The 19,615-nt window shown below is 44.6% G+C and carries 17 protein-coding genes; 8 read left to right on the top strand and 9 right to left on the bottom strand.

Features of this window, described 5'->3' with window-relative positions; translation table 11 throughout:
• Nucleotides 1–2: 2 nt before the first annotated feature.
• Nucleotides 3–599 carry a hypothetical protein gene (locus A0256_15660; protein AMR32756.1) on the bottom strand — a complete coding sequence of 199 codons (597 nt, stop codon included), beginning with the start codon at nucleotides 597–599 and terminating at the stop codon, nucleotides 3–5.
• A 262-nt stretch (nucleotides 600–861) separates the two neighbouring features.
• Between A0256_15660 and A0256_15665 the strand changes: the two genes are divergently transcribed.
• The 4 genes from A0256_15665 to A0256_15680 all read left to right on the top strand — a co-directional run bounded on the left by A0256_15665 (nucleotide 862) and on the right by A0256_15680 (nucleotide 5,227).
• Nucleotides 862–2,490, top strand: a complete 1,629-nt coding sequence (locus A0256_15665) for a methylcrotonoyl-CoA carboxylase (protein ID AMR32757.1) — start codon at nucleotides 862–864, stop codon at nucleotides 2,488–2,490.
• 20 nt (nucleotides 2,491–2,510) lie between these two features.
• Nucleotides 2,511–2,966: a hypothetical protein gene (locus A0256_15670; GenBank protein ID AMR32758.1), complete on the top strand. Its 456-nt coding sequence runs from the start codon at nucleotides 2,511–2,513 to the stop codon at nucleotides 2,964–2,966.
• A gap of 30 nt (nucleotides 2,967–2,996) precedes the next feature.
• Nucleotides 2,997–4,172 (top strand): dipeptidase, encoded by a 1,176-nt coding sequence (locus A0256_15675; protein ID AMR32759.1) that lies wholly within the window; start codon nucleotides 2,997–2,999, stop codon nucleotides 4,170–4,172.
• Between the two features lie 98 nt (nucleotides 4,173–4,270).
• The gene (locus A0256_15680) at nucleotides 4,271–5,227 is read left to right on the top strand and encodes a thioredoxin-disulfide reductase (protein AMR32760.1); all 957 of its coding nucleotides are present in this window, start codon (nucleotides 4,271–4,273) and stop codon (nucleotides 5,225–5,227) included.
• A gap of 164 nt (nucleotides 5,228–5,391) precedes the next feature.
• On the opposite strand, the gene A0256_15685 is transcribed toward A0256_15680, so the two are convergent.
• The 3 genes from A0256_15685 to A0256_15695 all read right to left on the bottom strand — a co-directional run bounded on the left by A0256_15685 (nucleotide 5,392) and on the right by A0256_15695 (nucleotide 7,485).
• On the bottom strand, nucleotides 5,392–5,883 hold the full coding sequence (locus tag A0256_15685; protein ID AMR32761.1) for a N5-carboxyaminoimidazole ribonucleotide mutase: 492 nt from the start codon (nucleotides 5,881–5,883) through the stop codon (nucleotides 5,392–5,394).
• 131 nt (nucleotides 5,884–6,014) lie between these two features.
• Nucleotides 6,015–7,154 carry a 5-(carboxyamino)imidazole ribonucleotide synthase gene (locus A0256_15690; GenBank protein ID AMR32762.1) on the bottom strand — a complete coding sequence of 380 codons (1,140 nt, stop codon included), beginning with the start codon at nucleotides 7,152–7,154 and terminating at the stop codon, nucleotides 6,015–6,017.
• A gap of 49 nt (nucleotides 7,155–7,203) precedes the next feature.
• Nucleotides 7,204–7,485 (bottom strand): hypothetical protein, encoded by a 282-nt coding sequence (locus tag A0256_15695; protein AMR32763.1) that lies wholly within the window; start codon nucleotides 7,483–7,485, stop codon nucleotides 7,204–7,206.
• A 274-nt stretch (nucleotides 7,486–7,759) separates the two neighbouring features.
• Between A0256_15695 and A0256_15700 the strand changes: the two genes are divergently transcribed.
• Nucleotides 7,760–9,214 carry an isocitrate dehydrogenase gene (locus tag A0256_15700; protein AMR32764.1) on the top strand — a complete coding sequence of 485 codons (1,455 nt, stop codon included), beginning with the start codon at nucleotides 7,760–7,762 and terminating at the stop codon, nucleotides 9,212–9,214.
• A 216-nt stretch (nucleotides 9,215–9,430) separates the two neighbouring features.
• Complete coding sequence (locus A0256_15705) at nucleotides 9,431–10,708, top strand: MFS transporter (GenBank protein ID AMR34573.1); 1,278 nt, start codon at nucleotides 9,431–9,433, stop codon at nucleotides 10,706–10,708.
• A gap of 26 nt (nucleotides 10,709–10,734) precedes the next feature.
• Here the strand turns inward: A0256_15705 and A0256_15710 are convergent, their stop codons facing one another.
• The 5 genes from A0256_15710 to A0256_15730 form a co-directional block, all read right to left on the bottom strand.
• On the bottom strand, nucleotides 10,735–11,550 hold the full coding sequence (locus A0256_15710; protein AMR32765.1) for a pyrroline-5-carboxylate reductase: 816 nt from the start codon (nucleotides 11,548–11,550) through the stop codon (nucleotides 10,735–10,737).
• Nucleotides 11,551–11,552: 2 nt separating this feature from the next.
• A complete protein-coding gene (locus A0256_15715; protein AMR32766.1) occupies nucleotides 11,553–12,344 on the bottom strand; it encodes an acetylglutamate kinase in 792 nt (263 codons plus the stop codon).
• Between the two features lie 147 nt (nucleotides 12,345–12,491).
• The gene (locus A0256_15720; protein ID AMR32767.1) at nucleotides 12,492–13,148 is read right to left on the bottom strand and encodes a peptide-methionine (S)-S-oxide reductase; all 657 of its coding nucleotides are present in this window, start codon (nucleotides 13,146–13,148) and stop codon (nucleotides 12,492–12,494) included.
• 123 nt (nucleotides 13,149–13,271) lie between these two features.
• Complete coding sequence (locus A0256_15725; protein AMR34574.1) at nucleotides 13,272–13,463, bottom strand: hypothetical protein; 192 nt, start codon at nucleotides 13,461–13,463, stop codon at nucleotides 13,272–13,274.
• 82 nt (nucleotides 13,464–13,545) lie between these two features.
• Nucleotides 13,546–14,487, bottom strand: coding sequence for an MBL fold metallo-hydrolase (locus tag A0256_15730; GenBank protein AMR34575.1), 942 nt, complete (start codon nucleotides 14,485–14,487; stop codon nucleotides 13,546–13,548).
• A 437-nt stretch (nucleotides 14,488–14,924) separates the two neighbouring features.
• Between A0256_15730 and A0256_15735 the strand changes: the two genes are divergently transcribed.
• Together A0256_15735 and A0256_15740 are read left to right on the top strand one after the other, a co-directional pair.
• On the top strand, nucleotides 14,925–16,541 hold the full coding sequence (locus A0256_15735) for a hypothetical protein (protein AMR32768.1): 1,617 nt from the start codon (nucleotides 14,925–14,927) through the stop codon (nucleotides 16,539–16,541).
• Nucleotides 16,542–16,818: 277 nt separating this feature from the next.
• Nucleotides 16,819–19,596 (top strand): TonB-dependent receptor, encoded by a 2,778-nt coding sequence (locus A0256_15740; GenBank protein AMR32769.1) that lies wholly within the window; start codon nucleotides 16,819–16,821, stop codon nucleotides 19,594–19,596.
• The last annotated feature ends 19 nt before the right edge of the window (nucleotides 19,597–19,615 follow it).

Here is a 19,615-nt window from a genome sequence, read left to right on the forward strand (position 1 = left end):
TTTTATTCGACAACTGCGGTGCTCACGTACATCCTGATCCTGTGCGTTGGCAAAATGCTGACGATGCCGTTCGTTTCCTGCTTGTTGGATAGCACTACATACATTTCTACGGTAACACCGTCTTTTAAAAAACCATCCTTGAGCTTAAACCTGCCCGTTTCTATTAAGGCGGCATCGTTTGCCGATCCTCCGGTTTCACTCGTTCCGAAAATGGCTTCAGCCTGTTTTTTTAATACCAGGTACCTGTCGATATAAGGCGATAATTTCTCAATCGGTTGTGTAATGGCCTGGTGGTTTTTTGTGAAGTTAGATTCATCCCACTCATACAAAATTGAATTAATGGTGGAATCTTTGGTGTTTGGAAAATAATAGACCAGCAGATCGGGCAGCAGGTTTTCTTTACGCCGATAGATCAACGGCTGCCCCACATCTGCGCCGCTCAGGTATTGACTGCTTGGTTCAACAGGTGTACTTTTAGCGGCTTTCTCATAGCCCCGGGCGTAGGCCATGGTTTTATCCTTGATATCAAAGGCATATTGTGCAAAGGAAGTTGATTGCAAACCAAGAAGAATCAGTAAGGAAACAACAAATGTTTTCATGTTATCAAAATTGCGGTAAAATTCGGTGTTTGTGAAACTAATATTTTAAACACAAAGAACACAGAGAAACTGCCGGGTTACACGAAATTTTTATGCCAGTGAAGTAAAATACAACTCCTGGCAAAAAATACAGGTAATAGCTGTACCATGCTCTGTGGCACTCTGTGCCTTCTCCGGGCTCTCTGTGTTTAAATCAACGTTCTGCATTTTAATAATTACCCGATTTATTTTCCTAAAATTGAAGTACCTATTATAAATACTTATGGATCTGGAATTCAATAAAAATGAGGATGTTAACAAACAACTTGTTTACGAATTTAATACCAAGCTGAAGAAGATCTTCCTGGGTGGTGGCGAAAAGGCCGCGGCCAAGCAAAAGGAAAAAGGCAAAATGCTGGCCCGCGAACGCGTTGCTTACCTGATAGATGCGGATAAACCCTGGCTGGAAGTGGGTGCCTTTACGGCTGATGGCATGTATGCCGAGCACGGCGGCTGCCCGAGCGGGGGGGTTGTTTGCGGTATCGGTTACGTAAGTGGCAGGCAGTGTGTGATTGTTGCCAATGATGCTACGGTAAAAGCCGGTGCCTGGTTCCCGATAACAGCCAAGAAAAATCTGCGCGCTCAGGAGATTGCCATGGAAAACCGCTTGCCCATAATTTACCTGGTAGATTCGGCAGGGGTGTACCTGCCTTTGCAAGATGAGATCTTTCCGGACAAAGAGCATTTCGGTCGTATATTTCGCAACAACGCGCAGATGAGCAGCATGGGCATCATCCAGATAGCAGCTATTATGGGTTCCTGCGTTGCCGGGGGCGCATACCTGCCTATCATGAGCGATGAGGCCATGATCGTTGAAGGTACCGGTTCGGTTTTCCTGGCGGGATCATACCTGGTAAAATCTGCCATTGGCGAGGATGTGGATAACGAAACACTGGGTGGTGCTACCACGCAATGCGAGATCAGCGGTGTTACCGACTACAAGCATCCCAACGATAAAGCCTGCCTGGATGCTATCCGCAATATCATGAACAAGGTTGGCGATTATAATAAAGCAGGGTTCGACCGTATCAAAGCCTCCGCTCCAAAACTCAACCAAAAAGATATCTACGGCATCTTGCCGGATAACCGTGAAAAGGCTTACGATATGCGCGAGATCATCTTGAGGCTCATCGATGACTCCGAATTTGGGGAATATAAAACAGGTTACGGTCAGTCAATAATTTGCGGGCTTGCCCGGATAGAGGGCTGGGCAGTTGGCATTGTTGCCAACCAGCGCAAAGTGATTAAGTCTAAAAAAGGCGAAATGCAGTTTGGCGGCGTAATTTATTCAGACAGTGCCGATAAAGCCACCCGATTTATCATGAACTGTAACCAAAAGAAGATCCCGCTGGTATTTTTGCAGGATGTTACCGGCTTTATGGTGGGCAGCCGCAGCGAGCATGGCGGCATTATAAAAGATGGTGCAAAAATGGTGAATGCAGTTGCCAATTCTGTTGTGCCGAAATTCACCATCGTGATAGGGAATTCTTACGGAGCAGGTAACTACGCCATGTGCGGCAAAGCGTATGATCCGCGATTGATCTACGCCTGGCCTTCTGCTAAAATAGCGGTTATGGGTGGCGCGCAGGCTGCGAAGGTTTTGGTGCAGATGCAGTCGGCAGGATTAAAAGCTAAAGGCGAGGAGATTGATGACGTTAAGGAAGCGGAATTACTTAAACAAACTACCGACAGGTATAACGCCCAAACCACACCCTATTATGCCGCAGCCAGGCTTTGGGTAGATGGTATCATCGATCCGCTGGATACCCGCAAGGTGATCTCGATGGGTATAGAGGCAGCTAACCACGCGCCAATTGAGAAGGCCTTTAATGTAGGAATTATACAGACCTAGGCTATTTTTACATTGAGCTAATGTTCCATATCGATATTTCAGACCGTACATACTTTGAGTTGCTGGTTGCACTTGGCAGCTTATGCATTTTTATTTATGCTAATGGTAAAGGGATGCAGCAGAATCGATTACTCAAAAATGGAATCCGTGTACAAGGCGAAGTTATTGAGATTAAAGAAACTCGGTGGGACGGTACGCGGTATGGTACGCCGAGCTACTATCCGGTGATTCGTTTTGAAACATCAAGTTCCACTGCCGTAACTGGCGACTATGACATTTTTTGCAGTAACCCTTCGGCATATAAACTCAACGAGAAGGTTGAAGTGTTTTATGACCCTATAGATCATGAAAATTTCACCGTTAACAACTTAAGCTCAAAATTAGCGGTAGCAGTGATTTTAATAGTGAGTTCGGTTGTGTTTTCTGCTGCTGTAATTTTCTATATTTTAGATCCTGATAGCTTCATCCGTTTTTGATGAGCTAGGTAATTTTCCTATCTTCCAACCATGAAAAAACTATTGCTGCCGTTTTTACTGTTTGCTGCGTTAAAACTTTCGGCGCAGGATGTGGAAAGGATCCATCAAAAAGCGATCCTGGTTGATACCCATAATGATATCCTCTCTAATGAGCTGATCACCAAACAGGATGCGGGTAAATTACAAACTAATGGCAATTTTGATTTGGTACGCGCTAAAACCGGTGGACTGGATGTACAGGTATTTTCCATCTGGTGCGGCGATCAGTATGGCAATGGTACCGCCTACGCTTTCGCTAACAGGGAGATCGACTCACTCCAGGCGCTGATCAACCGCAATCCGGATAAGATGATGCTGGTTACCAACGCTAAGGATCTAAAGAAAGCAGTAAAGCAAAAAAAGCTGGCTGCGATGGTTGGCGTAGAAGGCGGCCACATGATAGAAGACCGGGTGGATTACATTGATAGCCTGGTAAAACGCGGGATGTGCTACCTTACCTTAACCTGGAACAACAGCACCAGCTGGGCAACGTCGGCACGGGATGAAAGCCTCCACGGCGATACCCTGCCACACAAAGGCTTAACCGAACTGGGAAAGCAGATAGTTCGAAAATTAAATAAGGAAGGGGTGATGATCGATCTTTCGCATCCCGGCGAGCAAACTTTCAAAGATGTGATGGCTTTAACCACCAAGCCGGTAATTGCTTCGCATAGTTGCGTTTATGCTTTGAACCCGCACCGGCGTAATTTAAAAGATGAACAACTAAAGGCCATTGCTGCTAATGGCGGCGTGGTGTTTGTGAATTTTTACAGCGGTTTTGTAGATAATAGCTATGAGGCTAAGCATGCCGTGTTTATGGCAAGGCACAAAGCGCAGTTCGACTCTTTAAGGGTGGTCTACAACGACTATGACCTGGCCAGTATCCGTCTTAACGCACTCAACAAAACAGAGGCCGATCAGCTGCGCCCACCATTAAGTATGCTGATCAAGCACATCGATTACATGGTGAAGATGATGGGGATTGAGCACGTAGGGATTGGTTCTGATTTCGACGGTGCAGAGTCCTATCCGCTTGGGCTGGATAGCGTTACCGATTATATTAAGATCACCGCTGAATTGTTAAAGATTGGTTATTCGGAAAAAGATATTGATAAGATTTTAGGCGGTAATTTCATCAGGGTACTGAAAGCGAATAAGGGGAAGTAAGCATTGCTAACAATCTGTATTTACCGTGGATAAGTTTTACTGATAACTGACGATCTGGCCTTATCTTTTTGCTAAATTTGCCAATATTTTATAAATAAATGTTACAAGATACCGAACACGTTAAATGCCTGATTATAGGTTCTGGTCCTGCTGGTTATACAGCCGCGATATATGCTTCAAGGGCCGATCTTAAACCGGTTATGTATACCGGGATGCTGGCCGGCGGGCAGCTTACCCAAACTACTGATGTAGAAAACTTTCCGGGTTACCCTGAAGGAATTATGGGGCCGGAGATGATGGAAGATTTCCGCAAGCAAGCGGAGCGCTTAGGTACAGATATCCGTTTTGGCTATGTAAGTTCAGTTGATTTTTCTTCTTTGCCGCATAAAGTTACGGTTGATGAAAATAAAACGATTCTGGCTGATACCGTTATTATATCTACAGGAGCATCTGCTAAATGGTTGGGACTTGAGTCTGAACAAAAATACAGCGGTTTTGGTGTTTCGGCATGTGCCGTTTGCGATGGCTTCTTTTTCAAAGGGCAGGATGTGGCGATTGTAGGGGCAGGAGATACCGCTGCCGAAGAGGCAACCTACCTGGCTAAACTTTGCCGCAAAGTTTACATGATCGTGCGCCGCGATGAGTTCCGCGCTTCAAAAGCGATGGTTCACCGCGTACTGAATACACACAACATTGAGATTTTATACAATACCGATACCATAGAAATTTTAGGCGACGGGCAAAGTGTAAACGGCGTTAAAGTATGCAATAACATTACACAGGAAAATACCGAATTAGATGTTACCGGTTTCTTTGTGGCCATTGGGCACAAACCTAACACGGATATTTTTGAAGGTTGGATCAACATGGATGCAACGGGTTATATTCTTACCCGCCCAGGTACAACGGAAACTAATGTGGAGGGTGTATTTTGCTGCGGCGATGCGCAGGACCATATCTATCGCCAGGCGGTAACTGCGGCCGGTACCGGTTGTATGGCAGCTATAGATGCCGAGCGATATTTAGCTGGTAAAGAGCATATTGTAACGGCTTAATTAACGCTTTAATTTTCGGATAAATAGAAAAGACGCTTGCCAGGTAAGCGTCTTTTCTATTTAATAGCGCTGGGGCGAATAGCGAGGTAGAAGCAATCTCGATACGATATCATACGACTTGCACTGTGTGCAAATTGTACCGTCTTACGAAATGACGGATTAATTTAAGCTTCCATTTCTTTTGCTGACTCTTCCACTTTCCTGGCCAGCTCTTCTTTAAAGGCTTTTAGGTTAGCTACAAGATACTCATCTGCAGTGGATAAGATCTGGGCAGCCAGGATCCCCGCATTTTTTGCAGCATTAAGTGCAACAGTAGCAACCGGTATGCCGTTTGGCATTTGGAGGATGCTCAGGATAGAATCCCAGCCGTCAATAGAATTACTTGATTTTACAGGCACGCCGATCACCGGCAGGTGGGTTAATGAAGCTACCATTCCCGGCAAGTGGGCTGCGCCACCTGCACCTGCGATGATCACCTTAATACCACGATCTGCAGCGGCACGGGCGTAGCTGAACATCCTGTCGGGTGTACGATGCGCCGATACTACAGTGATCTCGTAACTTACACCCAGTTCTTTTAATACGTCTGCGGCATCCTGCATAATATGCAGATCCGACTTGCTGCCCATGATAATGGCTATTTTTGGTTGACTCATAAGTTTTTTAAGTATTATTTATGCTTTATATGCGATTACTAGCGATAGTGCGGCAATGTCTAATTGTGCACACCGTCAACGCACGGGTTGAAGGTTGCTATGTTCCTCGCAACGACGCGTTGAATTAATCGCTAAGCAATCACCTTTAAAGTTTCCTGCACATAACGCGCCTTCTCAATTGCCTTTTCTCTATCGCTATCAATTATTGTCACATGGCCCATTTTACGGAATGGCTTGGTAAGCGCCTTGCCATACAAATGCACATAAACCCCTGCACATTTCAGAATCTTTTCTATCCCCTGGTACACGGCGGGTCCTTCGTAACCGGCTTCACCAAGTACATTTACCATAATGGCATTGCTTAAGCAAGCCGTATCACCCAATGGCTGGTTAAATATAGCGCGTAGATGCTGTTCAAATTGCGATACCACATTGCCCTCAATACTTTGGTGACCGCTATTATGTGGGCGCGGAGCCAGTTCATTCACCAGGATCTTACCGCTCTTATCTAAAAACATCTCTACCGCTAGTATGCCCACGATGTTTAAAGTCTCTGCGATACGTTTAGCGATATTCTCGGCTTCCATCTGTACCTCAAACGGCAGGGTAGAGGGTGCGATTAAAAACTCTACCAAATTGGCTTCGGGGTTGAATTCCATCTCTACCAGCGGGAAGGTTTTTACTTCGCCGTCTTCGTTACGGGCCACGATAATGCCAATCTCTTTTTCAAAATCAATCATGCGTTCTATCAGACTTGGCTCGGTGAATGCATTTTCAAGATAGCTTTCGTCCAATACTTTATAAACACCTTTGCCATCGTAACCGTCGCGGCGGAGTTTTTGGATGTAGGGGAAAGGAATGTGACTTTCCTTTAATTGCTGTGCCGATGAAATTACCTGGAACTCGGCTGTGGGAATGTCGTTTTCTTTAAAGAACTGTTTTTGCAACCCTTTGTCCTGGATCAACCGGATAATGCGCGACTGCGGATAAACCGCAACGCCCTCTTTTTCCAGCTGTTCCAACGCATCTACGTTTACTTTTTCTATCTCAATCGTGAGCAAATCAACCTTCTTGCCAAAGTTGTAAACCGTTTCATAATCGCTTAGGGAACCGACTACAAATTCGTTGCATAACCGGCGGCAGGGAGCCTCGCGGTCGGGGTCTAAAACCTTAACGGTAACATTGTAATTGATGGCTTGTTGTATCAGCATGCGGCCCAGCTGGCCCCCGCCTAAAATTCCTAATCGTAAATCGCCGTAGAATGCTTTCATGGTATAGCTGCAAATTTAGCCTAAATCTTTTTAATTGGGTAAAGCAATATTAGTCTTCAAAAGCCTCATTTACATTATTAGGTGTGAGATTTTTATAAAAGAAATAGGCCAGTACCAACATGAAAGACAATGCGGTAATCGCGTAGGCCTCCATATCTCCCTTTTGGAGGCCCGTCAAACCGGTAAGAATAACGAGTAAAATAAATAAAGGCGTTAAAAAGCAGGCTGCAAAAGCTTTCTGTTTTTCGTTTACGAAGTTGGCAGAAATGATTATGCCTGGCGCCGATATAAACAATAGGGGTAAGTTAATAAAAAGACCGCCTGCAATCATCATGTAGAACACTCGGACATCATTGGGGTTCCCCTGAGTACACAAAAAGAAGATCGACAGTAAAACCGAGGTCAGCACAAAGGAAAAGGAATAGAGCAGAAAAAGTAGTTTGCTTATGCTCACTAATATTGAGTTATTAACATTCACACAAAAGAATCAATAATCTGTTGAAGCCACAAGACTATGTCACAAATTAATTGTGATGTTGGCAACGGTGTAAAAAAAGCCTCTAAAACAGTACCTTTGCGCCGTTTTTACTATAATATACTTTTCTATGAATACCAAAATAGCAGTAGCAAAAGGAGATGGTATAGGCCCGGAAATTATGGCCGCCGTTCTCCGAATCTTCGAAGCCGCAAATGTAAACCTTGAATACGAATACGTGGAGATGGGTAAATCATATTTCGATGCCGGGCACTCCACCGGGATGACCGCCGCCGCCAAGGAAACCATCGAGCGCCTGGGCATTTTGTTTAAAGGCCCAATGGAAACCCCTAAGGGTAAGGGTGTTAAAAGTATCAATGTTACCGCCCGTAAAGTTTGGAATACCTATGCCAATCAACGAGATTTCCGTTCTTTAAATGGTGTTGATACCGTATTTTCCAAAGCGGGAATACCTATCAACCTAACTATTGTACGCGAAAATATAGAAGATACTTACGGAGGCATCGAGCATATGCTGACCAGCGATGTCGCTGTTGGCCGCCGCATCATCACCCGTCCGGGTTCTGCCCAGGTAATTCGTTATGCATTTGAGATGGCCCGCCGTAAAGGTTATACCAAACTGGCATGCGGCCATAAGGCAAATATTATGAAACTGACCGACGGCCTGTTCCTGGAAACATTCCAGGAGATTGCTAAAGAATATCCGGACATCGAATCATCAGACATCATCGTAGATGATTTGTGTATGAAGCTGGTATCCCGCCCGGAACTGTTTCAGGCCATTGTACTAACTAACTTACAGGGCGACATTGTATCTGATTTGTGTGCAGGTCTCGTGGGCGGTTTAGGTTTCGCTCCTTCTGCCAATATTGGTGATAACATTTCAATTTTTGAGGCGGTGCATGGTACTGCGCCGGATATTGCTGGTCGCGGAGTAGCAAATCCAACTGCCTTGTTATTATCGGGTATATTGATGCTGCGCTATTTAGGGGCTACTACCGCTGCAGCTCAAATTGAGAACGCTTTGCTTTATACCCTGGAGCAGGGCATTCACACGGGTGATTTCGGCGACAGAGCCATACCATCTGCCAATACAGATGAGTTTGCCAATAATATTATAGCTAACCTGGGTCAATTACCGCAAAAAGGCGTTGTAATTGCGCAGCCGGACTTTGAAGTACAAGTTAACCATGATAAACCCTTAAAAAACAAACTTACGGTATTAAGGGACGAACCGGAAGAACTGGTTGGGGTGGATGTATTTGTAAAATCAAGTGCCCAGGCCGCCGAGGTTGCGGACTTAGCCAAACAATCAGCTTCCGACACTTTTCAGCTGGTAATGATCAGCAATCGTGGTACACAGGTGTGGCCAACAGGTTCCATCTTTACAGAACTGGTAAATGAGTACCGCATCCGTTTTGAGAAGAAAGAAGGCACTACCATCACCCAAAAAGATACCCTGCAAATCGCAGCTGACCTGTCGGAAGATTTTAAAGTTTGCTCAGTAGAGTTTCTAATGAAATTTGGCGGAAAAATAGGCTACACTTTGGCCCAGGGACAGTAAATTGAGATTAAAGACAGGAAGATAAAAGAGATAAGATAGTACCTTTCGGAAAGGGCGTCTTATCTCTTTTGTTTTATAACTACATGAAGTACTTCAAGTTCCTTCTTGCAGTAGGTGCAAATTTCTTAAAACAAAAATTTAAGTTTGATTATTCATTGGGTATAAACTTAAATTAGCTTGCTGTACCAACTTCCGGTGCTTAAACAAAGCGCTAAACTGCGATATTTTACCTTTTTCTATTTGTACATCATGCAAGGTATCCCATCGGGCTTTGCGCTTACTGCTGTAGCAAATTATCTCGCAGCTAAGGGGATGACTTCTCAATCTATAGGTTCTTTTGTAGCTATCGTAGGCATCCCATGGATACTGCAATTTATCTGGGGACCAATTATAGATAGATACCAGTTCTCGGTAATAGGGCACCGAAAACACTGGGTAGTGCTTACACAATTGCTGGCCTTTATCGCATCGCTGAGCTTATTGCTTATCCACGATCCGGTAAAACAACTTACTTTAATGTCTCTGGTATTTTTTATCCATAGTAATTTTGCAAGTGTACAGGATGCCAGTGTGGATGCCATTGCAATTTCCATAGTGCCGGAAGCAGAGAGGGGTAGGGTAAATGCCTTCATGAGGGGAGGGTATTTAATGGGTATTGCGGTAGGCTCTGCAGGCTTATCCACTATTCTGCATTATTACGGTTTCTTCTATGCGGCTGCCGTCCAATCCACTTTGCTCTTGCTGATGACCGTGCTCACCTTTTTCATTAAGCTTGATAATGCGGATAGTTATGTACCCCAATTTAATTTACGAAACAAAACAGCGCGGCCTTTGCCTGCTGGCGATAGCAATCCTGATCTGAAATGGCTTTTTAAACAATTATATGCGGGTATCACCGAAAAAAACAGCCTTGGTACTTTTGGCATTATTGCTTTAGTTTACACCTGTAGCAGTATTTTTATACGATCTTTTTCATTCCACCTCATTCATACATTGCATTGGGCGGATAATTCAGTTTCGGTGTTACAAGGCGGCTGGGGCACCATTGCTACCCTTTTCGTAACTATCGGAGGGGGCGTTATCGCGGACATAATAGGGCCCGCCAAATTACAGGTTCGGGTAATGCTGGCCATCAGTCTCTTTTTGATCCTGTTTTGCAGTTTTGGATATTTTTGGGTGCACAAGCCCATTAGCATCACCGGTTTGTTAATGTGGAATTTTGCCGACCCGATGTTTAGTGTGGCTGCAATGCCTGTGCTGATGGCACTATGTCGCGAAAAAGTTGAAGGCTCACAATTTACGGCCTACATGGCCATGGTGAACTTTTGCGATGTAATGGGCGCTTATATTTCCGGCTGGGCAATGAGCATAACAACAGCCCCGGTATTGGGTTTAATTTGCGGCTGTTTGGTGTTTTTAGCTGTAATTAGCCGGTTATTAAAGCTACGTAACGTTTCAGTGCAGGTAATAACCGTTCGGAACGGTAGTAATTAGTATTGCTTTCTTTACTATTGATCAGTTCACTCACTTTTGTAAAGTGCACCTGCTTTCTCCGCGGATACCTTGATGCCCTTAATCATCGCTGAGCTAAAGCCGTTGTGTTCCATCTCATTTAAACCGGCAATGGTACATCCTTTTGGCGAAGTTACCTTATCAATTTCCTGTTCCGGGTGTGAACTTAGTTGCAACAGCAAATCGGCGGCACCTTTTGCGGTTTGAGCAGCCATTTTAAGGGCATCATGCGCGTGAAAGCCAATTTCTGTACCACCCTGTGATGCAGCACGGATGGAGCGAAGGAAAAAGGCAATACCACAGGCACAAAGCGCCGTGGCGGAGGTCATCAGTTCTTCGTTGATCTGGATACTAACACCAACCGTATCAAATAACGATTTTACCAAACTCACATTAGCATCCGATGCCGTATCTGTAGCAATACAAGTCATGCTTTGTCCAATAGCGATAGCCGTATTCGGCATAGCACGGATCACCTGTACATTCAAATTTAATTGGTTACGGATATCCTGGCAGCTTACGCCGGATACCACCGAGATCAGCAAATGCTTGCTTTGTTCAGTTGCCGGTTTTATTTCTTCCAGTAGCTTATTAAGCTGTTGCGGCAATATCGCCAACACTACGATTGAGGCTCTGGTTACTGCTTCCGCGTTATCTGCGGTAACATTGTAGCCTTCCGCGGCTAATGGGGCCAGTGCCGTGGTGTTGCGGCGGGTAAGCGTAATTTGGGCCGGGGTAAATATACCCGCCTTAACCAGTCCTTTAGCTAATGCTAATCCAATATTTCCGCTGCCTAAAATGGCAATATGCTGTTGTGCTTCCATTGTTAATTACTTAAGCGGGTACCAAACCCCTTTTTATTTTTTAACTGACCTAAATCATCAGAATGCCCGATGATAACTGCTTTAACCCCGCAGGATATCGCTGTAAATGCGTTATCCATTTTGGGCAGCATACCGCTATGAATGATTTTATCGGTTTTTAGTTGTTCGTACCGTTCCGGGTCGATATCTCTAATCAATGAATCTTCATCATCAATATCCTGTAATACACCCTTCTTTTCAAAGCAATATACAAGTGTAGTTTCGTACAAGCCGGATAAGGCCACGGCCAGGGCAGAAGCTATGGTATCTGCATTGGTGTTCAGCAGCTGCCCCTCACCGTCATGCGTTAAAGCGCAAAAAGCTGGTGTAAAGCCGGCATCCAGCAACCTGGCGATATTATCCGGGTTGATAGAGTTTTCCGACAAGTCGCCCGCAAAACCATAGTCAATCGTTTTAACGGGGCGTTTTTTTGCACGGATAAAATCACCATCGGCACCGGTGAGCCCTATCGCATTATTTCCGTACCGCTGTAGTTGTGCTACTATGTTTTTGTTAATGAGCCCGGCATAAACCATCGTAACCACACGGAGTGTATCTATATCGGTTATCCGGCGGCCATCAACCATGCGGGCTTCAATCCCCATGGTTTCGGAGATCTGCGTAGCAACTTTACCGCCGCCATGCACCAGGATCTTGTGGCCATCCAGCGCCGTAAAATCTTTCAGGAACCGGTGCAGGTTTTCTGAATTGTCAATAACGTTTCCGCCTATTTTGATGATGTGCAGGGCTTGCATAGTACCGTATATATGTTCAAGGGCAATTATAGGCAAAAATACCGGAAGAGGGGAAAGTGCTACGGTCAAATTGACCTGTGATTTAAAACAAAAATAGCGGCAGGACTTACCTGCCGCTATTTCTGTAAAACACTTAACAGTTTTTTATTACTTGGCGAACTCAGGTTTCAACTCTTCCTTCATCGCTTTGCGAAATTTCATCACTTTTGGTACCGATACAGCGCCTATATAAGGATTATCGCCGTTGGTGCGATAATAGCCCTGGTGGTACTTTTCAGCCGCATAAAATACTTTAAACGGCACAACCTGGGTAACTATCGGGTTGCTGTAATGCTTGGTTGCATTAACTTTTTTGATAGCAGCTTCCAGAGTTGCTTTTTCGGCGTCGTTACGGTAAAAAGCTATAGAGCGGTAGTCTGTTCCCTCATCCGGCCCCTGTCGGTTCAATGTGGTAGGGTCGTGAGCAAAGAAAAATGCCTCTGCGAGTGTTGCGTAACTAATCACTTTAGGGTCATAATAGATTTGCACGGTTTCCGCATGATTGGTGGTACGGGTGCTAACATCTTCATAAGTAGGGTTAGCCGTATTACCACCCGCATAGCCCGAGATCACTTTATTAACGCCCTTTAATTCGCTCATCGCCTCAGCCATGCTCCAGAAGCAGCCTCCGCCAAAAGTGGCAACAGCTTCCCCCGAAGCTACCTTGGGTAATACTGCCATACTATTCTGCCCGGTCTTAGGCTGGCCATTAGCGCAGCCTAAAAACAGTATTACGGTTGCAAAGTACAATGCTATTTTTTTCATGCTATTATTTTATCTCTTTGTAGCTATTAACGTAAAAACCTTACAAAACAGCTGAGATAAATGGTCATGGTAAGGTAAACGTATCGTGTCGCATTTCAAAGCCTTGTTTATTAAGACTATGCGTTACAATTCCCCTTTTCTTACTTTATCTTTTATCATCCATACCAGCTTGTCGAGACCGTTCAACTTTATTTCATAAGCGGTGCTCATCAGCATGCCCAATTTGCCGGGTGGAAAGCCTTTACGCTGCATCCATTCCAGGTAACTGATAGGGATATCGCATATCAGTGTATCTTTATATTTACCGAACGGCATACGGGTTTTCACAATATCCACAAGTACCTGCGGGTCGGCGTTTAAATTTTCCACGCTGTAAATGTAGAAAATTAGTGGGCGCTTACCAGATTTTTGTAGCCTTGCTCACTACGAGAAAACCAATTAGTGCGGCAGTAACGGCCACAGCTGCTTTCATGCGGTTATTACCCCTGTAGGGCGGTATATATTGCACACCATTTTCATCACTAACGGCACCATGGCCAACATATCGGCCACTGTTTGGAACCGCAACCTCTTCAAAACGGTTGGCTAAAAAGCTCAATTCAGTCAGCAATTCGCGTCCACGCATTACCGGTCCGTGCCCGGTGGCTGCAATCCGGGGCTGCAATGCGGCCAATTTTCGGACCGACTTGCCGGCGGCGATCCAATCGCTGGTTATATATTTTGGAGGGCCGGATACTTGCTTTTTATAAAGCATCAAACTCCAAGCGGACTCAGCCCGGGTGGTAGTGAATGCATCACCAGCTATGAGGGTGGTATTCAATGGTAAAAACAGTGAAATATGCCCGGGTGTATGTCCGGGAGTGTGGATCACCTTCCATTCAGGCAGTTCCGGAATACCATCGTACAAATCTATTTCACGTAGGTTACGCCTGATATTGATAGGTTTAGTGGAAAATAAAACCGATGCCAGGCTCATAAGTCCACCGCCGGTGGCCGGGTCAACAGGTGGGTAGGATGATTTTCCGGTTAAGTAAGGTACTTCCATGTGGTGTGCATACACCGGTACGTTCCAAATTTTCAGCAATTCGCAAACAGAACCAGCGTGGTCGCTGTGGCCATGAGTAAGCACGATGGCAGATGGCCTTGAACCTGGTCCGAATAATGCTTCGGCCATGGCGACGATCTTACTTGCCGATCCTTTTGTGCCAGTATCAACCAGCACCCAACCCTTGCCGGCACCCCTTCGGTTAGCAATCATGTAAACATTTACGAATATTAAACGCATGCCCCAAACGCCCTGGGCTACCTGGAAGTACTTGATTTTTTCTTTACTAAGCATATTTATAATGGTTGCTTTAATAACAGGCCTAAGCCAAGATGGTTTTAAAATAGTCGCAATCCAGGCAGTCAGGTAACATTTTAGCGTCTCTACGTTAATTATGTCTAACAAAAGGCCATTATGCTGCGTCGGTCAAAAGGATTAGCAACTCCTTAAACCATTCGCGGCGTCCATCAATTTTATATAATAACATTAAAGCATCGCGGTGGGCCTGCGAATAACCCAGACTATCCACTACATCGGGGCCAAATATTCAATCGCCGTAGCCATCACCAACGAGCGTGCTTGTTTCGGCTAGTTGATGCTCAATATTACCAATTGTTTAGCATTGGCCCATATATGCACTTATTAAGTTATCAATTAAATATCCCGGGTGTTAATTAACAATAACTTAACATAAAAAAGGTTAATTTGCCCTACATCACCGGCATACCCTAATGCGTAAACAAATAAATCCGTTCGTGCTACTTATAATAGCATTTTGTTTAATAGCCGGTACCATACGCGCTCAGGATAACCGTTTTAAAACTATAGTAGCCCTAAGCCAAAAGCAACCAGATTCCGCTCTCATTTTATTGCGAAAATTGCATAGCCAGGCTATGGATACTAAAGATTTGCGCATGCAAGGGATTTGTATGCAGCAAATGGGGAAGATCTGTTACAACCAGGGTCATCTTTCTCAATCGCTTGATTTTTACCAACGCGCCGATAAACTTTTCAACGAAGCCGGTAATGCTAACCTACTGGCAGCCAACCTCGGCGAAATGGGTGTTTTATACTATTATAACAAACAACTCGACAGATCGCGAAGTATGTACAACCGTGCGTTAGCTATTTACAGGCAAAACGGAAACCTTAAAGGGCAGGCACAGATTTTTGGCGATATCGGCCACTTGTACGAAAAGCGAAAATCGTACGACAGTGCTTTTTATTACCAGCACCTTGCACTGGATAACTATACCCGGGCCAATTATAAGCAGGGCGCAGCCAAGATCTACGAGAACCTGGGTAGTATTTATGAAGACCTGGCTAAATATGATTCGGCTTATAGTAGTTTTAAACATTCATTGGCTTTATATAACGATGATCACAATGAGGTAGCTAGTATAGAGGTGATCAATAATCTTGGCGACATTTTACGCAAAACGGGTAAGTATGAGGCAAGCCTTAAGCAATCTCATAAGGCGCTCGCCATTGCAGTGCAAACCGGTAATGTGTATCAAGTGGCTGCCTGTACCAAAGATTTGGGGCAGGCATTTGCCCTGATGAACAGGATGGACAGTGCTTATCATTACGCCGAATTAAGCCGCAAATATTCTCTGGAGGTTTACTCTAAAGAGGGAGTGAACCAAACCGCGTTTTTACAAGTACTTTACGAGATCAATAAAAAGAGCGAGGAGATAGGCCGGTTGAACAATATCCGTAAGATCAACCGTATTATAACCATTGCAGTAGTGGTGGTAGTTTTACTGCTAATTGTACTGGCGATGGTGATATTTAGCAGGCAGCGGTTTAAAATTAAAGATCAGCTGGCCAAAGCCAAACAAGCTGCTGCTGAACACGAATTGGTTGAACTGGAATTGCAGAATAAGCATTTGCAGGAAGATAATTTAAAACAGCAGCTGGATATTAAAAGTAAAGAACTATCTGTGCATACCCTTAACCTTATTAAAAACAACCAGCTGCTGGAACATCTGCGCAGCACTTTACAAGTAATGGTTAAAGAGGACAAACGCGATCAGAAAAAACAGATGCAGCAAATAATCCTGCAAATCAACGAAAGCTTTAACCACGAGCAGCACTGGAAAGAATTTACCCTCGCTTTTGAACAGGTGCATCAGCGTTTTTACGATAACATAAAGCTTTACAGCAGTGAGCTTACCTCGGCAGATATGCGCCTGATTGCATTGCTGAAGATAAACATGGATTCGGCGGACATTGCCTCGCTGCTCAATATCTCTACAGATAGTCTCCGTGTTTCCCGTTACCGCCTGCGTAAAAAGTTAAATATACCACAGGGCGATAACCTTACAGCATTCATCCAATCGTTGTAATAAACCGTCACAACTGCTTCTTTCCGTCACCTGATTTTTAAAGCAATTTTTAGTTAACATTAACTTAATGTAACGGTAATGAAATGGTAACGGAGTTTTTAATCGACATTAAATACTTGTAAATAAGGTAATTAGATAATGTTGTTGCTTTTGCATCTACGCGGCTTGTAACGGTGTTGCCTTTATGTAACCCTCTAAACTTCTTTTGTATAAAAATGTGATACACCTTTGCAACGTCGAAATAAAACAACAGACGTTATCACAAATCATTTAAAAAATGAACAAACTTTTACAAATTCTATTGCCCATGCTGTTTTGCGTTAGTATTGCAAACGCAGCTAAGATCAAAGCGCACGTTTACGATAAGCAAACCGGTGAGCCATTGGTGGGCGCAACCGTGTTTATTGAGAAAACCGGAAAAGCAACCAGCACCGGGTTGGATGGTACCTTTGAGTTTAAAGGTGTAGCGGTTGGTCCTGCGGTTATCCGTGTTTCATACATCACCTATAAAACTATAACGCTAAACGTTGTAGTTGAAGAAAAAGATAACGACCATCTTAAGATTTATATGGAGCCTGCCGGTAAAGATCTCACTGAAATTACCGTAAGCGCAAGAGCAGGCGGCGTTACGGATCGGGATGCACGCCGGCTTGAGCAAAATGCCAGCCAGGTGATGAATATTGTATCCGGCAAGTCGATCGAGATCTCTCCCGATCTGACTGTCGCAAACGTTCTTCAGCGCGTATCGGGGGTTTCAATCGAGCGTAACAGCAATGGCGATGGCCAGTATGCCATTCTTCGCGGTATGGATAAGCGTTACAATTATACACTGGTTAATGGCGTAAAGATCCCGAGTCCGGACAACCGTTACCGCTACGTACCGTTGGATCTTTTCCCATCCGACTTGTTAGACCGCCTGGAAGTATACAAAACCCTGACGCCTAATTTGGAAGGTGACGCAGTGGGTGGCGTGGTAAACATGGTAATGAAAAACGCGCCGGATCGTTTCCAGGTGAACGCAAACTTCAGCGGCGGTTATAATCAACTGTTTTTCGACCGGGATTTTTTAAGCTATAATTCGTCGGCTGTAAATCACAAATCGCCTTATGAATTAAATGGCCGCAGCTACAACGCTACGCAAAATGATTTCCCTAAAGCTACGCTGGATTACACATCAAAAAAGCCTGCGCCTAATATGGTCGGCAGTTTATCCATCGGGCAGCGTTTTTTTGACAGCAAACTGGGTGTTATCGTAGCAGGAAGTTATCAAAATACTTATCGCGGCAGCAACAGTACGTTCTACAATTCTGCAGTGAACGGGACCGATGCCTATGCCGTTATTACCAGCAAGAGCGACCGCCAATATTCGGAGCAGCAGCAGCGCCTTGGTTTACACGGCAAGGTTGACTATGCATTTGATAAAAACAACAAGCTAAGCTTATACAATGTATATGTAAATCTGAAGAACATCCAGGTGCGCGATGCGGTAAGCACCACGTATAATGGGCAATATGACCCTGCTGCAGGTAACGCCGAACTTGGGTACAGTACACGCAGCCGTTTAACCAAACAGCAGATCTATAATAGCACCTTACATGGCGATCATAAACTGTTTGATAATAAATTTAAGATCGGCTGGTCGGCAGTTTACTCAACCGCACAAAACGATGTGCCAGACAATACGACAATCAGCCTAAACGGCATCCGCCAGAATAATGTAGATAAACGCACATCACTGGTGAACACTTCACCGGTACAGCACCGTTGGGAGCGTAATACCGATGAGGACAAGGCCGGCTACCTGGACCTTACCTACACGGTATTGTTTGGTAAAACCAAGGTTGATTTCAGCGCGGGAGGCTTATATCGTGATAAGCAACGCAGCAGTTTCTTTAACCAGTATACACTGGCGCCAACTGCAGCAAACGCCAACCTGCAATACGGTGTTGATTTTCAAAAGTACTCAGATCTGAACCTTCTTGTTACCAACCCAACCGGAGCAGTAAGTAATCCGCTTACTTATGATGCGACCGAAAAAACTGCGGCTGGATACGGTATGTTTAAATTAACATCAGATGCGCTTGAATTAATTGGCGGTGCCCGTGTAGAACACACCAATCAGGGCTACAATTTATTATTCCCTGCCGGAGAAAAATCCCCAACAGGCAGCCAGATCTATACGGATGTATTGCCAAGCCTAACCCTGAAATATCACTTAACTGATAAAACCCAGTTACACGCTTCATACTACAAAGCGCTTAACCGCCCGGGTTTTTACGAAATTGTACCAAGTAAAATTGTTAATGAAGAATACCAGGAACGCGGTAACCCGAACCTGAAAAGGGCGCTTGCCGATAATTACGACCTGCGCTACGAACTATTTCCGGGTGCTTCCGAGCAATTATTGGTTGGCGCGTTCTACAAAAAAATCAAGGATCCGATAGAATACACCTTTCAGCCGGATGCAACCCGCGGTCAGGACGTGTATTACAGCCCGGGTAATTTTGGTACTGCCAATAACTATGGTGCCGAGATTGATTACATTAAATACTTTAATAAATTCGGTATCAAAGCCAACTACACCTATACACATTCGCGCATTACCACGCCAAAAACCTCAAGAAGGATTAATGCTACCAGCGGCGATATTGAGGCTTTTTTAGTAAACCAGTCGCGCCCGCTTTATGGTCAGTCTGAGCATATTGCTAACATTTCCCTGCTTTATAAAGACACCAAGAAAGGTTGGGACATCCAGGTTGCAGGTGCTTATACCGGCCCACGCATTAATACGGTATCGCAGTTTCTCAATAATGATCTGTGGCAGCAAGGCTTTATCCAAATGGATGCTTCAGCAGAGAAACGCTTTAAACACGGTTACAGTGTATTTCTTAAAGCGGGCAACATCCTGAATACGCCAGCCAAATTATTTATAAAAGGTACCAATGCGGCTAATGATGTTATTAAAGAAAACCTGGTCTCAAACGGCCATACTCTCATCCGCAGTGATTATTACGAGCAAAGTTACTTATTGGGTGTACGGTATAAATTCAATTAAGAGACGATCATTCTTAAAA

This window comes from Mucilaginibacter sp. PAMC 26640 (assembly GCA_001596135.1).
GTDB lineage: Bacteria > Bacteroidota > Bacteroidia > Sphingobacteriales > Sphingobacteriaceae > Mucilaginibacter.

Bases quoted from the DNA above. Each gene is read 5' to 3' on its own strand.
- A0256_15715 (AMR32766.1), bottom strand. From the start codon at position 12,344: ATGCAAGCCCTGCACATCATCAAAATAGGCGGAAACGTTATTGACAAT.
- A0256_15680 (AMR32760.1), top strand. From the start codon at position 4,271: ATGTTACAAGATACCGAACACGTTAAATGCCTGATTATAGGTTCTGGT.
- A0256_15665 (AMR32757.1), top strand. From the start codon at position 862: ATGGATCTGGAATTCAATAAAAATGAGGATGTTAACAAACAACTTGTT.
- A0256_15685 (AMR32761.1), bottom strand. From the start codon at position 5,883: ATGAGTCAACCAAAAATAGCCATTATCATGGGCAGCAAGTCGGATCTG.
- A0256_15725 (AMR34574.1), bottom strand. From the start codon at position 13,463: ATGCCGTTCGGTAAATATAAAGATACACTGATATGCGATATCCCTATC.
- A0256_15700 (AMR32764.1), top strand. From the start codon at position 7,760: ATGAATACCAAAATAGCAGTAGCAAAAGGAGATGGTATAGGCCCGGAA.
- A0256_15710 (AMR32765.1), bottom strand. From the start codon at position 11,550: ATGGAAGCACAACAGCATATTGCCATTTTAGGCAGCGGAAATATTGGA.
- A0256_15670 (AMR32758.1), top strand. From the start codon at position 2,511: ATGTTCCATATCGATATTTCAGACCGTACATACTTTGAGTTGCTGGTT.
- A0256_15690 (AMR32762.1), bottom strand. From the start codon at position 7,154: ATGAAAGCATTCTACGGCGATTTACGATTAGGAATTTTAGGCGGGGGC.
- A0256_15740 (AMR32769.1), top strand. From the start codon at position 16,819: ATGAACAAACTTTTACAAATTCTATTGCCCATGCTGTTTTGCGTTAGT.
- A0256_15675 (AMR32759.1), top strand. From the start codon at position 2,997: ATGAAAAAACTATTGCTGCCGTTTTTACTGTTTGCTGCGTTAAAACTT.
- A0256_15720 (AMR32767.1), bottom strand. From the start codon at position 13,148: ATGAAAAAAATAGCATTGTACTTTGCAACCGTAATACTGTTTTTAGGC.
- A0256_15695 (AMR32763.1), bottom strand. From the start codon at position 7,485: ATGATTGCAGGCGGTCTTTTTATTAACTTACCCCTATTGTTTATATCG.
- A0256_15730 (AMR34575.1), bottom strand. From the start codon at position 14,487: ATGCTTAGTAAAGAAAAAATCAAGTACTTCCAGGTAGCCCAGGGCGTT.
- A0256_15660 (AMR32756.1), bottom strand. From the start codon at position 599: ATGAAAACATTTGTTGTTTCCTTACTGATTCTTCTTGGTTTGCAATCA.
- A0256_15735 (AMR32768.1), top strand. From the start codon at position 14,925: ATGCGTAAACAAATAAATCCGTTCGTGCTACTTATAATAGCATTTTGT.